This is a genomic window from Sanguibacter hominis ATCC BAA-789, from assembly GCF_012396185.1.
Classification (GTDB): domain Bacteria; phylum Actinomycetota; class Actinomycetes; order Actinomycetales; family Cellulomonadaceae; genus Flavimobilis; species Flavimobilis hominis.
Window position 1 is genome coordinate 307,702 of sequence record NZ_JAAXOW010000001.1, and the last position, 14,712, is coordinate 322,413.

The window sequence follows — 14,712 nt, forward strand, 5'->3', positions numbered from 1 at the left end:
GTCGACACCGTCCGTCCGTGCAGCGCACCCCGGCACGTCACCACGACTCCCTAGCGTCACCGACGTGACCACATCACAGACCCACCCACCGCAGCCCGCGAGCTCCGGTCACGCCGTCGTCATCATCCCGGCGCGCGGCGGTTCCCGGGGCGTACCGATGAAGAACCTCGAGCGCGTCGGAGGCGTGAGCCTCGTCGGCCGCGCCGTCCAGACCGCGACCTCCGCGCCGTCCGTCCGTCGCGTCGTCGTCTCGACCGACCACCCCGGCATCGCCGCCGAGGCACGGCGGCACGGCGCCCACGTCGTCGAGCGCCCCGCGGGGCTCGCGAGCGACACCGCCAGCTCCGAGAGCGTCGTGCTGCACGCCCTCGCGGCGCTCGACGCCACGGCGGACGTCACGCCCGTGACCGTCCTCCTGCAGTGCACGTCCCCGTTCATCGACGCGACCGACATCGAGGCCGCCGTCCGCCGCGTCGCCTCGGGCGAGCACGACGTCGTCCTCTCCGCGACACCGAGCCACGCCTTCCACTGGACCGAGCAGGACGGCACCGCGACCGCTCGCGGGCACGACGCCGCGCACCGCCCCCGCCGCCAGGACCGCGAGCCCGAGCACCGCGAGACCGGCGCCTTCTACGCGATGCGCACGACCGGGTTCCGTGAGCACGAGCACCGCTTCTTCGGGCGGGTCGGGCTCCAGGTCGTGCCGAGCCTCACCGCGATCGAGATCGACACCCCCGCCGACCTCGAACTCGCCCGCGCGCTCGCCGCGACGCTCGTCCCCGGGCCGACGCTCACCGCGATCGACGCTGACGCGGTCGTCACCGACTTCGACGGCGTCCACACCGACGACCACGCCTTCGTGACCGCCGACGGCACCGAGCACGTCCGCGTGCACCGCGGAGACGGCCTCGGCGTCGCCGCGCTCCGCCGCGCCGGCATCCCGCTGCTGATCCTGTCGACCGAACGAGACCGGGTCGTCGCAGCGCGCGGCCGCAAGCTCGGCGTCGAGACGCGGCACGGCGTCGACGACAAGGCCGCAGTCCTCGCGACGTGGCTCGCCGAGCACGACCTCGACGCGTCACGGGTCGCCTACGTCGGCAACGACGTCAACGACCTCGCCGCGATGGCGACCGTCGGATGGCCCCTCGCGGTCGCCGACGCCCACCCCGCCGTCCGCGCCGCAGCGCGGCACGTGCTCACGAGCGAGGGCGGGAACGGCGCCGTCCGCGAGGCCTGCGACCTCGTCCTCGCCGCACTTCCCCGCGTGTCCACGAGCGCACCCGTCCGGCGCGCTCCTCTCTCCGTCTGACCCCACCGACCGACCCAGCTCAGGAGTTCACATGGTTGCCAGCAGCGTCCGCACCGCCCCCGTCCAGATCGGCGACCGGCTCGTCGGCCCGGACCAGCCCGTCTACGTGATCGGTGAGATCGGCATCAACCACAACGGCGACGTCGAGATCGCCAAGCAGCTCATCGACGTCGCAGCCGAGGCCGGCGTCGACGCGGTCAAGTTCCAGAAGCGCACCCCTGACATCTGCACGCCGGCCGCGCAGCGCGACCAGGTCCGCTCGACGCCGTGGGGCGAGATGACGTACCTCGACTACCGGTACCGCGTCGAGTTCGACCGCGGCGCGTACGAGAAGATCGCCCTGCACGCGGCCGACCGCGGCCTGCAGTGGTTCGCGTCCCCGTGGGACGTGCCGTCGGTCGCGTTCCTCGAGGACCTCGGCGTCGTCACCCACAAGGTCGCGTCCGCGTGCGTGACCGACCTCGGCCTCCTGCGGGCCCTCGAGGAGACCGGCAAGCCGATCATCCTGTCGACCGGCATGTCCACGATCGAGCAGGTCGACCGCGCCGTCGATACGCTCGGCACCGACCGGCTCGTCCTGCTCCACGCGACGTCGACATACCCCCTGCCTCCGGAGGAGGCGAACCTGCGCACGATCGAGACGCTCCGCGAGCGCTACCAGGTCCCCGTGGGCTACTCCGGGCACGAGCGCGGGCTGCAGATCTCCGTCGCAGCGGTCGCGCTCGGCGCCGTGGCGGTCGAGCGGCACATCACCCTCGACCGCACGATGTGGGGGTCCGACCAGGCGTCGTCGCTCGAGCCCACCGGTCTGACCCACCTCGTCCGTGACATCCGGATCCTGGAGAAGGCGATGGGTGACGGCGTCAAGCAGGTCTTCCCCGGCGAGCTCGCACCGCTGTCCCGCCTCCGCCGGATCGACGGCTGAGCGCCGCACCCGGGTTCGCAGCGTGACCGCCATCCATGCCCGACCGCGCGTCAGCGTGGTCGTCCCCGCGAAGGACCAGGCCGCGTTCGTCGACGACGCGCTCGGCAGCCTCGCCCGGCAGCTCGACGACCTGCACGACCTCGAGGTCGTCGTCGTGGACGACGGCTCGACCGACGGCACGGGCGAGCTCGTGGCGCAGCACGACGCGCGGCTGCCCGTGCTGCGGCTGCTGCGCAACGAGACGCCCGTGGGTCCGGCGTCGGCGAGGAACCAGGGGCTCGCGGAGGTGCACGGGCGGTTCGTCGCGTTCCTCGACCCCGACGACTGGTTCGCGCCGCGTCACCTGCAGCACCTCGCGGACGCCCTCGAGACGCTCGACGTCGACTTCGTGCGGACGGACCACGTCCGCCACGAGGGCGGGCGCCGGACGGTGCGGCGCGTCCCGGAGCACCGTCGCGGCACGCCGCTCGACCCGCGCAGCGGCATCGGCCCTGCCGACCGCACGACGCCGGTCGACTACTGCTTCCCACCGTTCGGGCTCTACGACGCCCGGCTGCTCGAGGACGGTCTCCTCACGTTCCCGAGCGGTCGCTTCACGGCCGAGGACCGCCCGTGGATCTGGGACCTGCACCTGCACGCCCGGAGCTATGCCGTCGTCGACTCCGTCGGGGCGTTCTACCGCCGCGGCGTACCGACGTCCCTCACGCAGGTGCGCGACCCGCGCCAGCTGGACTTCCTGCCGTGCTACGACCTGATCCTCGCCATGGTCCGCGAGGATCGTGCGCCCGAGACGCTGTGGTCGAAGGCCGTCCAGCAGCTGCTCGCGATCGCGTGCCACCACCTCGAGAGGTCGCCGGAGTCGTACCGGCCCGACCTCGTCGCGGGGATCGCGAGGACTCTCGCGAACGCCCCCGACGACGTCGTGCGGGCGGTCGTCGGGCGGCTCGACACGCGGCGGCGCGACCTGCTCGCCGACGTCCCCGGACTCATGCTCAGGAGCGCCTCGTGATCCAGCTGTTCGTCGTGACCGACCCGTTCCAGGCCGTGGTGCTCGCGGCCGCGCTCGACTCGGGGACGCTCGACCCGGACGAGACCTCTGCGGGTGCGGCCGAGCGCGTCCTGGTCACGGCGTCGACGGCGGCCGTGCCCGAGGCCGCCCCTGCGCTCCCGGCGCACCCCGGGCTCGACGCCGTCGCACGCAGGTTCGACCGGGTCGTCGACCTCGACGCGGTCGTCGCACCGCTGCGCCCCGTGGACCTCGCCCCGCGCGATCTCGAGCTGCCGCTGTGGGAACGGCTGCTGCGCGACCGGTGGGCGCTCGGCGACGCCCCGCTCGAGCTGTTCGTCGAGCCGCCGTACGCGGGGACCGGCCTGGCGCTCGCGCGCATCTTCGCGACGGCGAGGGTCTCGGTGCACGCCGGACGACTGCTCACGTACGGGCCTACCCGGCGACGTGTGCCAGCCGACGTCGCCGCACGGCTCGGCGTGCTCGTGCACCCCGAGCTCGTCGCCGGCGTCCCGGCGCTGCTCCTCGGCGACCTCCAGGTGCCGACCGCCGCGGTGGGCACGGACGCGGTCCGCGCCGTGGTGGCCGAGGTCGCGGCCGCGGTCCCTGCGCCGCACGACCCGCGTCCCCGCCCGTTCGCCCTCGTGCTCGGCCCCGACGGCGCGCACGCCGCAGACGACGACGCCGGGGCCGCGCGGACCGCCGCCCAGGCCGAGCTGCGAGCCTCGCTCGAGACGGTGCGCGCGCACGGCGTCCGCCACGTCGTGCTGCGCCCCGGGGACGCGCGCGTCCCGACGGGCGCCGTGCTCGCCGTCGCCCGGGAGCTCGGGATGTCGATCGGGCTCGCCGACCGCGACGAGCTCGTGGAGGCCGTCGCCGTGCGCGAGCAGCCGGACCTGCTCGTCGGCTGCACGCCGACGCTCGTCACGACCGGCGCCCTGGTCGACGGCGCCACGGTCGCCGTCGGCGCCGCGGAACGCCTCGACGAGCTCGCGCCGTTCCAGACGAGCGCACGCATCCCCTGGACGATCCTGGACGCACTGCACTCGCCCGACGCCCCGGCCGCGCCGCTCCCGCACCTCGTCAAGACGGTCGCCCACTGCATGCAGCCCGGACGCACGCCCGACCTCCGGCCCGTCGCCGAGTCGTTCCTGGCGAGCCAGCCGCGCGAGGCGTGGCGGCGCTACGTGCGCGTGCTGCGCGCAGAGCGCGTCGGGCTCCTCGCCCCTCGCGTCCCCGCGCACCCGGAGGTGCGCGGGCTGGCCCTCGTCGAGTCGCCGCTGCAGCTGCTCGGCGCGTACGAGGCCTTCTGCCGCGGCCTCCTGGGGACGCGCTGCGACATCCTGGTACGTCCAGGACCAGGGATGGCACGGACCGCGGACGCCCTGCGCACGGAGCTGCCGCCCGGCCTGAACCTCGCGCTGGCTGCGGGTGGCGACGGCACACCACGTCCTGACGTCGAGATCCTCGCGGTCGGCGACGCCCTCTCGGGGCAGATCCAGGCGCGGCTCGTGGCCCGCCGTCTCCCGCCCCGGGTCCTGCTGCTCGACGACGGCATCGCGAGCATCGCGGCCCTCGGAGTGATCGCCGACGGGCGCGGCCCGCTCGTGCGCGGGCACGTGCCTGCGCCCTTGCGGCGGAGGCTGCTCGGCCGCGCAGCGACGCGGACGCTCGCGCGCCTCGCCCGTGAGGGTCGGCTCGTGACTCTCACCGCGCTGCCTCTCCCTGACGGTCTCGAGGCCCGGCTGACGAGCGCCGGCATCGACGTGCAGCGGCACACGTTCGAGCACCTGCGCGGTCTCCGCGGCAGCTCCCCTGCCATGCCGCGGGAGCGGCTCGTGCTGCTCGGCTCGGCCCTGCCCGCCGACGGGCTCGTGGACGAGGCCGCGTACGTCGAGTGGGTCGCCGCGCAGGCCGCGTCGGAGCCTGTCCGTTACCTGCCCCACCGGCGGGAGACGCCCGAGGTGCTCGACCGGCTGCGCCGCCTGCCCGGGATCGTGGTCGACAGCGCGGGCCTGCCCGCCGAGCTCCTGCTGCGCGACCTGCGAGCTCCCCGCGCCGGTGACATCGGGCCTGCGCTGCGCGTGCGCTCGCTCCCGTCGACGGCGCTGCTGACGCTGCACCCCGTGCTGAGTCCCCGGGGCGTGCGCATCGAGCCGGTCGCGGTGCCGCCGCACTGGTGGACCTCCTCGGCGACGCCCGAGCTGCGTGCGCACCTCGAGCGTTCCGTGCCTGCGGTCGAGGACGGCGCCGCGGTGCGGGTCGTCGAGCGATCGGACCGCCGATGACCGCCACGACGACCGCGCCGGCGCCCGTGGCGGCGCGCGCAGCAACCCCGCCGATCCGTGTCGTGGCTGTCGCGGACTCGGACTCGTACCTCAAGTGGGGCGCCGCGACGCTCGACCGGCTCGGGCCTGACCACGAGACGACGCTGCTCGTCGTCCGTTCGCCGATCGCACCCACGCCGAGCCAGGTGGGTGCGGCGACGGCGTCGACACGGTTCGCTGCTGCGCCGCCTCCGGTCCTCGGGGTCGCGGCGCTGCGGCGCACGCTCGCGCGCCTCGCACCTGACGTCCTGCTCGTCTCCGCCACCGGGCCCGTCGCGGAGCTCGTGTGCGAGATGGCCGCGCGCCTGCCGCAGCGGCCCGTCCTGGTCTCCGGCCTGCCGGGGATGGCGCTGCCCGCGACGCTCAAGGCGCTGCGCTTCCGGGCTCGCTGCGACGTGCTCGTGACGCACTCGCGGCGCGAGCGTCGCGAGTATGCCGCCGTTGCTGAAGGGCTCGGTCTCAGCCCTGCGCTGGCGCTCGCGCGCCTGCCGTTCCTGCCGCCTGCACCTGGCACGGAGGGGGACGGCACGGACCGGGCGATGCCCGAGGTGAGCCGCGTCGTGTTCGCCCCGCAGGCCAAGGTCCCTGCGGCCCGCAGCCAGCGCGAGCGGATCCTCGTCGCCCTCGACGACCTTGCCCGCACCCGCCCCGACGTCGAGGTCGTCGTCAAGCTCCGTGCGGCGCCGGGCGAGCAGCAGACGCACGAGGAGCTCCTGCCCTTCGACGCGCTCTGGACGGACCTGGCCCGCGCCGGCCTCGTCACCGAGTCCCACGTGACCTTCGCGACGGGCCCGCTCAGCGACCAGCTGGTGCCGGGCAGCGCGCTCGTGACCGTGTCGTCGACCGCGGTCCTGGAGTCGGTCGCGGCCGGCCTGCCGGCCCTCGTGATCGAGGACTTCGGTGTGAACGAGCGCATGCTCAACGCGGCGTTCGTCGGGTCGGGGTGCCTCGGCAGCCTCGACGACCTCGCGGCGGGCCGCTTCGGGCGGCTCACCGACGCGTGGGCGCAGGACAACTACCTCCACCCTGAGCCGGACGACCTCGCCGACGTCCTCGGCGGCCTCGTCGCGCGGCGCCGTGACGGGACCCTCCCTCCCACCGACGTGCGGATCGAGGTCGCTCGGCGTGGGCACCGCAGGCGGCTGCTGCGAGCCGCGCTGCGCTCGACGCTGCCGCGCCAGGTGCTCGTCGTGGCGGGCGCCGTGCGGCACCCGGTGGCGTTCGTACGTCGTGGGTCGCGCTGACGCGCGAGCCTGCTCAGCCGAGCAGGACGGTCCCGTACTTGGACACGATGAGCGCGGCGATCGTCACGAGCACGCCGATCGTCACGAACAGGTCGGCGTCGGACCGGACGAACGCGAGGGCCCGCTCCTGCATGCGCCGGGACAGGTACAGGTTGTCGTGCAGGATGTTGTGGTGCAGGAGCGTCATGAAGACGAGCGTGGTGCCGAGCGTGATGACGAGGCACCAGGGGCACAGGGCGCCGATGTCCCACATCGACTGCGTGAACAACCAGTACGCGAACACGAGACCGACGAGGTAGATGGCCTGCGCGGTGAACATGAACCACCGCGGGAAGCGCACCCCGGCGAGGCCTGCCACAGCGATCGTGATGACGACCGGCTCGCACATCATGCCGAGGAACGCGTTGGGGAAGCCGAGCAGCGAGGCCTGCCACGAGAGGGCGACGGTCCCGCAGCTGAGGACGGAGCTGATGTCGCACGCGAGCTGCTGGTCCGGGTTCGCGGCGAGGAGGATCGCGTCGTAGGACAGCGTGAAGGACGCGACGAGGCTCAGGCACGCGGAGAACAGCATCGTGGCGAAGATCCAGGTGCGGCTGTGCCGGAAGCCCGGCATCTGCGTGAAGGCGCGTGCGCGCGGCTCGCCACGCTCCCCGGCCGGCAGGGTGACGTCCACGTCGGCGTCTCCTGCTGGGCTGGTCGTGGTTGTTGCTGGCATGAGCACCCCTCCGAGAGTTCAGGTCTTATCGTCGCCGTGCCGGAACTGCGCCGCTCGGGACGAATGTCCCGGCGACTGCCGGTAATGGTCGGCGCCCGACGGGAGGCGTGACCGCACCGGTCCCACCAGTGTGCCGCACTAGCCTGGACGCATGACCGCCACCCCTGCCGCCCGCCCAGCCAGTGATGTCGACCGCGTCGCGGAGGCGCACCTCGAGGCGGTGTGCCGGCTCGACCCGGTCGCCGCGACGTCGATGGGCGTCGCGGGGTACGACGGCGAGGTCCCCGACCTGTCCCCCGCGGGCGTCGAGGCACGCGCGACCGCCGCGCGCGCGACGCTCGACGCGGTCGCCTCGCTGGACCCCGCGACGTTCGACGATGTCGACCGCGTGACGGTCGCCGCGCTCCGCGAGCGCCTCGGCCTCGAGGTCGAGCTCGCGGACGCGGGCGAGACCCTCGCACCCCTGAACGTGATCGCCTCCCCGGTGCAGGACCTCCGCGACGTCCTCGACCTCATGCCGACCGGGACGGTCGAGGCGTGGGAGAACGTCGCGTCGCGCCTCGGCGGGCTGCCGACGGCGATCGACGGGTACGTCGAGAGCCTGCGGCTCGCGGCGTCGCGCGGCGAGGTCGCGGCGGTGCGCCAGGTCGCGGCGTGCGCGCAGCAGGCGCGCGAGCTCGCCGACCCGTCGTCGGGCTTCTTCGCGTCGTTCGTCTCGGGACCGGAGGTCGACGCCGTGCTCGACCCGTCGTCGTCGTGCGCGTTGCTGCGACGTGAGCTCGAGAGTGCCGCGCAGGACGCCGCGGCGGCGTACGGCCGCCTTGCGGACGTGCTCGAGCAGGAGCTCGCCCCGCAGGCCCCGACGGTCGACGCCGTCGGCGAGGAGCGCTACTCGCTGTGGTCGCGCTACTTCCTCGGTGCGCGCGTGGACCTGCGCGAGACGTACGAGTGGGGGCTCGAGGAGCTGGCTCGTGTCGTCGCGGACCAGGAGCGCACGGCAGCGCGCGTCGCAGGCCCGGGCGCGTCTGTCGAGGACGCGGTCGCGAGGCTCGACGCCGACCCGGCGTACCGGCTCGACGGCACGCACGCGCTGCGTCGGTGGATGCAGGAGACGTCCGACGCCGCGATCGCGGCGCTCGACGGCGTCCACTTCGACATCCCCGAACCTGTCCGGACGCTCGAGTGCCGCATCGCGCCGACACAGACGGGCGGCATCTACTACACAGGCCCGAGCGACGACTTCAGCCGGCCGGGACGCATGTGGTGGTCGGTCCCCGCGTCGGTCACGTCGTTCAGCACGTGGCGCGAGCGCACGACCGTCTACCACGAGGGCGTCCCGGGTCATCACCTGCAGGTGGGCCAGGCGGTCTACGAGCGGGCGACGCTCAACTCGTGGCGCCGCCTCGCGTGCTGGACGTCGGGCCACGGCGAGGGCTGGGCGCTGTACGCCGAGCGCCTCATGCAGGACCTGGGCTTCCTCGACGACCCGGGCGACCTGCTCGGCATGCTCGACGGTCAGCGCATGCGCGCGGCGCGCGTGGTCCTCGACATCGGCGTGCACCTCGGCCTGCCGTGCCCCGAGCGCTGGGGCGGCGGCACGTGGGACGCCGCGAAGGCGTGGGAGTTCCTGCGTGCGAACGTCAACATGCCCGAGGACTTCGTGCGCTTCGAGCTCGACCGGTACCTCGGCTGGCCGGGGCAGGCGCCGTCGTACAAGGTGGGCCAGCGGCTGTGGGAGCAGGCGCGAGACGGCGCCCGCGCCGCCGCGACCACGCGCGGCGAGGACTTCGACCTCAAGGCGTTCCACGCGCGTGCGCTGCGGATGGGGTCGGTCGGTCTGGACGTGCTGCGCGACGAGCTCGCGCGCTGACGCGGGGGGGCGGGGGCGGCCACGCAGGTCGCCCCGTCCCCGCGTGTTGGAGGGCACTCGTGACGGGGCGACCGACGCAGAAGCGTGGGTGCACCCAGGCCCCGGAGGGGTACGTGAACCCGGGCACACCCACGCTTGTCAGCGGGACGGCACCGTTACCGTCGGGAGGGGGGAAGCCGGGTGGCGGCAGGAGACGCCTCCAGGAGCTCCCCTCGATCTCCTCGTCCCATCATGGTTCGCGCAGCCTCGGCAACGTCGGGACCAATGTCCCCGGCCGAGAGTCTTTCGGGGCGCCCTCGGCTAACCTCGGGTCATGCCTCGTCTCGTCCTCGCCTCGGCGTCCCCTGCCCGTTCCGCGACGCTCCGCTCGGCGGGAGTCGAGCCGCTCGTGCGGGTGTCGAGCGTCGACGAGGACGCGAGGCTCGCCGAGGCTGGTGAGCGGCTCGGCCCCCTCGAGCCCGCGGACGCGGTCCTCGTGCTCGCGCACGCGAAGGCGCTCGACGTCGCCGCGGCCTGGCAGGTCGCCGACGAGGACGACGACGACGTGCTCGTGATCGGCTGCGACTCGATGCTCGAGATCGACGGGGAGATCCTCGGCAAGCCGTACGACGCCGCGACCGCGACGGCCCGCTGGCAGCAGATGCGCGGCCGCTCCGCGACGCTGCACACGGGCCACTGGCTGATCGACCTGCGCGACACGGACGACGACGGCACGGGGGCGACGATCGGCGCGACGAGCTCGACGGTCGTGCACTTCGCGGACGTGAGCGACCGCGAGATCGACGCCTACGTCGCGACGGGCGAGCCTCTGCACGTCGCGGGCGCGTTCACGATCGACGGTCTCGGCGGCCCGTTCGTCACGGGTGTCGAAGGGGACCACCACGGTGTCACCGGTCTCAGCCTGCCGCTCGTGCGCGAGCTCCTGGGCGAGGTCGACGTGACCTTCCCCGACCTCTGGAACCGCTGACCGCGTTGTGCGGCCGCGACAACGCGGCCGCCGCTCACCCGGGATGCGCCGGCGAGCGTTGTAGGTTTCCTACCACCGCGGCCGGCCCCAGTTGGTCCCAGGTCCAGTGTTGTGGGCACGGGGCCGTGCCGCTGCCGACTAGGACCTTCATCCGCGTTACCGTGAGCCGTGCCCGCTATCACCAAGGTCCTGATCGCCAACCGAGGTGAGATCGCCGTCCGCGTCATCCGAGCATGCGCCGACGCCTCGATCGCCTCCGTCGCCGTCTACGCCGACCCCGACCGTGAAGCCCTCCACGTCCGTCTCGCGGACGAGGCCTTCGCGCTCGGCGGCGCGCGTGCGCAAGAGACGTACCTCGACATCCCGAAGCTGATCGACGTCGCACGCCGCAGCGGCGCGGACGCCGTCCACCCGGGCTACGGGTTCCTCGCCGAGAACTCCGCGTTCGCGCGCGCCGTGATCGACGCCGGGCTCGTGTGGGTCGGCCCCTCCCCCGACGCGATCGAGGCGCTCGGCGACAAGGTCAGCGCCCGCCACATCGCGCAGCGCGCCGGCGCGCCGCTCGTGCCCGGCACGCCCGACCCGGTCGGGTCCGTCGCCGAGGTCGAGGAGTTCGCGCGCACGCACGGCCTCCCGATCGCGATCAAGGCGGCGTTCGGCGGCGGCGGCCGCGGCCTCAAGGTCGCGCGCACGCACGAGGAGATCGCCGAGCTCTACGACTCGGCCGTCCGCGAGGCCACCGCGGCGTTCGGCCGCGGCGAGTGCTTCGTCGAGCGGTACCTCGACCGGCCGCGCCACGTCGAGACCCAGTGCCTCGCCGACGCGCACGGGACCGTCGTCGTCGTCTCGACGCGCGACTGCTCGTTGCAGCGCCGCCACCAGAAGCTCGTCGAGGAGGCGCCCGCGCCGTTCCTCACGCCCGCCCAGGAGCGGCAGCTCGTCGAGGCGTCGCAGGCGATCCTCCGCGAGGCGGCCTACGTCGGCGCCGGCACCTGCGAGTTCCTCGTCGGCACCGACGGCACCCTGTCCTTCCTCGAGGTCAACACCCGCCTCCAGGTCGAGCACACCGTGACCGAGGAGGTCACGGGCATCGACCTCGTGCGCGAGCAGCTCCGCGTCGCCGCGGGCGAGCCGCTCGGCTACGACTCCGTCGAGACGCGCGGCCACTCGTTCGAGTTCCGTCTCAACGGCGAGGACCCTGCCGCAGGCTTCCTCCCCGCCCCCGGCACGATCACGCGCTTCGACCTGCCGACCGGCCCGGGCGTCCGCGTCGACTCGGGCGTCACGCAGGGCGACGTCGTCTCGGGCGCGTTCGACTCGATGATCGCCAAGCTCATCGTCACGGGCGCCGACCGGCACCAGGCGGCGCAGCGCGCCCGTCGTGCGCTGCGCGAGCTGCGCATCGAGGGCATCCCGACCGTCGTGCCGTTCCACCGGGCCGTCATGGACTGCGACGCGTTCGTCCCCGCGGGGGACGAGCCGTTCTCGGTGCACACCCGGTGGATCGAGACAGAGTTCACCGACGAGCTCGCCGCGCTCTCACCCGCCGCCCCCGCACAGACGGAGACGACGCCCGAGGCGCCCGCGACCGAGCGCGTCGTCGTGGAGGTCGGTGGCAAGCGCCTCGAGGTCGTCATCCCGGCCGGGCTCAGCATGAAGCGCGGGGGCGGCTCGAGCCGCCCGCAGCGTCCGCGCCGCAGCTCCGGGCGTCCGACGGCGCAGGCCTCGGGCGACACGCTCACGTCGCCCATGCAGGGCACGATCGTCAAGGTCGCGGTCGCCGAGGGCGACCAGGTCGAGCAGGGCGACCTCGTCGTCGTGCTCGAGGCGATGAAGATGGAGCAGCCGCTCGTCGCGCACCGCGCCGGGACGATCACGGGCCTCGCGACCGCCGTCGGCGCTGGTGTCAGCGCGGGCACCGCGATCTGCTCGATCTCCTGACGCGGTCCCGCAGAGTCCGGTAGGCGACAGGTCCCGCCTGCCGGTGCGCCGCGCGGCGTACCGTTGACCCGTCTGCACGTACGACCCTAGGGAGAGCTGTGCCCACCTCACCGATCGACGCCACCACCACGGCCGCCTGGCGCGACCTCACCGCGCACCGCGACGAGTTCCGTGGCGACCTTCGTGGCTGGTTCGAGTCCGACCCGCAGCGCGCGACGCGCCTGACCCGCGTCGCGGGCGACCTGCACGTCGACCTGTCGAAGAACCTCGTCACCGACGAGACCCTCGCGATCCTCGTGCGTCTCGCCGACGAGGTCGACCTGCGCGGCCGCACCGAGGCGATGTTCACCGGCGAGCACATCAACGTCACCGAGGACCGCGCCGTCCTGCACACCGCGCTGCGCCGCCCGATGGGCATGACTCCCGCGCTCGTCGTCGACGGGCAGGACGTGGACGGTGACGTCCAGGCCGTCCTCGCGAAGGTCTACGCGTTCGCGGACAAGGTCCGCTCGGGCGAGTGGACCGGCGTGACCGGCAAGGCCGTCAAGACGGTCGTCAACATCGGCATCGGCGGCTCCGACCTCGGCCCCGTCATGGCGTACGAGGCGCTCAAGCCCTACGCCGGTGACATCGAGCTGCGGTTCGTGTCGAACATCGACCCGTCCGACGTCGCCGAGACCGTCCGCGACCTCGACCCCGAGACCACCCTGTTCATCGTCGCGTCCAAGACGTTCGGCACGCTCGAGACCCTCACGAACGCACGTCTTGCGCGCGAGTGGCTCTGGGAGACCCTCGCGGCTGCGGGCGCGGTCGACTCCTCGGAGGAGAGCCGCAACGGCGCCGTCGCGAAGCACTTCGTCGCCGTGTCCACGGCGCTCGACAAGGTTGCGGCGTTCGGCATCGACCCCGAGAACGCGTTCGGGTTCTGGGACTGGGTCGGCGGCCGCTACTCCGTCACCTCGGCGATCGGCACGAGCCTCGCGATCGCGGTCGGCCCCGACGGCTTCCGTGACTTCCTCGCGGGCTTCCACACGATGGACGAGCACTTCCGCAACGCGCCGTTCGAGCAGAACGTGCCCGTGCTCATGGGCCTGCTCAACGTCTGGTACGTCAACTTCCTCGACGCGCACACGCACGCGGTCCTGCCGTACGCGCAGTACCTGCACCGCTTCGCGGCGTACCTGCAGCAGATGACGATGGAGTCGAACGGCAAGTCGGTCCGCTGGGACGGCTCGCCCGTCACCTCGCAGACCGGTGAGATCTTCTGGGGCGAGCCGGGCACGAACGGCCAGCACGCGTTCTACCAGCTCATCCACCAGGGCACGCGTCTGGTCCCGGCCGACTTCATCGCGGTCGCCACGCCCGCGCACCCGCTGCGTGACGGCGAGGCGGACGTCCACGAGCTGTTCCTGTCGAACTTCTTCGCGCAGACGAAGGCGCTCGCGTTCGGCAAGACGGCCGACGAGGTCCGCGCGGAGGGCACCGCCGAGGAGCTCGTCTCCGCGCGCGTGTTCTCGGGCAACCGTCCGACGACGTCGATCATGGCGCCGTCCCTCACGCCGTCGGTCCTGGGCCAGCTCATCGCGCTGTACGAGCACATCACGTTCGTCCAGGGCATCGTGTGGGGCATCGACTCGTTCGACCAGTGGGGCGTCGAGCTCGGCAAGAAGCTCGCGATGGAGATCGCTCCCGCGGTCGGCGGCGACTCTGACGCGCTGGCTGCTCAGGACCCGTCGACGCGCGGCCTGATCGAGTACTACCTGGCGAACCGCACCCGCTGACGCGACACGCCTCGAGGACGGCCGCCCCGCACCCGCGGGGCGGCCGTCCTGCGTCTGCGAGGTGCGCGGGCCTGGGCGTCACGGGCGGGATACCGTCGTGACCATGGATGCTCGGCACGTCAGACGCCCCGGCGACGGCTGGCTCCACTGCGCGTGCGGGCGCGAGCACTGGGGCTTGCACGGGGCTGCCGGCCTCCTCCTCGCCCGCACGGTCGCGACGGACGGCGGCGCGCCGCGCGTCGAGGTCGTCCTGCAGCACCGCGCGGTGTGGTCGCACCACGGCGGCACGTGGGGCATCCCCGGAGGCGCGATCGCTCCCGACGAGACGCCGACCGAGGGCGCGCTGCGCGAGGCTCAGGAGGAGGCCGGGATCGAGCCCGCGGACGTCGTCGTCCGGTCGACCCATGTCCTCGATCACGGCACGTGGGCGTACACGACGGTGCTCGCGACGCTCCGTCCGGGCGCGCCGGGCGCGGTGCGCGAGGCCGACGACGAGAGCCTCGAGGTGCGCTGGGTGCCCGTCGACGAGGTCACCGCGCTCCCCCTCCTGCCCGCGTTCGCCGACGCGTGGCCCCAGCTGCGGGCGGAGATCGAGGCCGGGTAGCGGGCGTCGACCGCGCGGGCGGA

Annotated in this window: 11 protein-coding genes; 10 read left to right on the top strand and 1 reads right to left on the bottom strand. The window is 73.5% G+C overall.

Annotated elements, in window-relative coordinates:
- Positions 1–64: 64 nt before the first annotated feature.
- The 5 genes from HF995_RS01495 to HF995_RS01515 are packed head-to-tail and all read left to right on the top strand — an operon-like array spanning position 65 to position 6,811.
- The gene (locus HF995_RS01495) at positions 65–1,309 is read left to right on the top strand and encodes a cytidylyltransferase domain-containing protein (RefSeq protein WP_350308687.1); all 1,245 of its coding nucleotides are present in this window, start codon (positions 65–67) and stop codon (positions 1,307–1,309) included.
- 31 nt (positions 1,310–1,340) lie between these two features.
- On the top strand, positions 1,341–2,234 hold the full coding sequence (locus tag HF995_RS01500; protein ID WP_168446054.1) for an N-acetylneuraminate synthase family protein: 894 nt from the start codon (positions 1,341–1,343) through the stop codon (positions 2,232–2,234).
- Positions 2,235–2,256: 22 nt separating this feature from the next.
- A complete protein-coding gene (locus HF995_RS01505) occupies positions 2,257–3,243 on the top strand; it encodes a glycosyltransferase family 2 protein (RefSeq protein ID WP_350308688.1) in 987 nt (328 codons plus the stop codon).
- On the top strand, positions 3,240–5,528 hold the full coding sequence (locus HF995_RS01510) for a hypothetical protein (protein WP_168446055.1): 2,289 nt from the start codon (positions 3,240–3,242) through the stop codon (positions 5,526–5,528). The genes HF995_RS01505 and HF995_RS01510 overlap by 4 nt, the downstream gene beginning before the upstream one ends.
- Entirely contained in the window at positions 5,525–6,811 is a 1,287-nt protein-coding gene (locus HF995_RS01515; RefSeq protein ID WP_168446056.1) for a DUF6716 putative glycosyltransferase, read from the top strand. The genes HF995_RS01510 and HF995_RS01515 overlap by 4 nt, the downstream gene beginning before the upstream one ends.
- Positions 6,812–6,824: 13 nt before the next feature.
- On the opposite strand, the gene HF995_RS01520 is transcribed toward HF995_RS01515, so the two are convergent.
- A complete protein-coding gene (locus HF995_RS01520; RefSeq protein ID WP_350308689.1) occupies positions 6,825–7,484 on the bottom strand; it encodes a vitamin K epoxide reductase family protein in 660 nt (219 codons plus the stop codon).
- Positions 7,485–7,677: 193 nt separating this feature from the next.
- Here HF995_RS01520 and HF995_RS01525 point away from each other — a divergent pair, with 193 nt between their 5' ends.
- The 5 genes from HF995_RS01525 (at position 7,678) to HF995_RS01545 (ending at position 14,689) form a co-directional block, all read left to right on the top strand.
- Positions 7,678–9,396, top strand: coding sequence for a DUF885 domain-containing protein (locus tag HF995_RS01525; RefSeq protein ID WP_168446057.1), 1,719 nt, complete (start codon positions 7,678–7,680; stop codon positions 9,394–9,396).
- 313 nt (positions 9,397–9,709) lie between these two features.
- Positions 9,710–10,363 (top strand): Maf family protein, encoded by a 654-nt coding sequence (locus HF995_RS01530; protein WP_168446058.1) that lies wholly within the window; start codon positions 9,710–9,712, stop codon positions 10,361–10,363.
- 168 nt (positions 10,364–10,531) lie between these two features.
- Positions 10,532–12,304, top strand: a complete 1,773-nt coding sequence (locus tag HF995_RS01535) for an acetyl/propionyl/methylcrotonyl-CoA carboxylase subunit alpha (RefSeq protein WP_168446059.1) — start codon at positions 10,532–10,534, stop codon at positions 12,302–12,304.
- Between the two features lie 98 nt (positions 12,305–12,402).
- Positions 12,403–14,085 carry a glucose-6-phosphate isomerase gene (gene pgi, locus HF995_RS01540; RefSeq protein WP_168446060.1) on the top strand — a complete coding sequence of 561 codons (1,683 nt, stop codon included), beginning with the start codon at positions 12,403–12,405 and terminating at the stop codon, positions 14,083–14,085.
- Positions 14,086–14,188: 103 nt separating this feature from the next.
- Positions 14,189–14,689 carry an NUDIX domain-containing protein gene (locus tag HF995_RS01545; protein WP_168446061.1) on the top strand — a complete coding sequence of 167 codons (501 nt, stop codon included), beginning with the start codon at positions 14,189–14,191 and terminating at the stop codon, positions 14,687–14,689.
- Positions 14,690–14,712 lie beyond the last annotated feature (23 nt).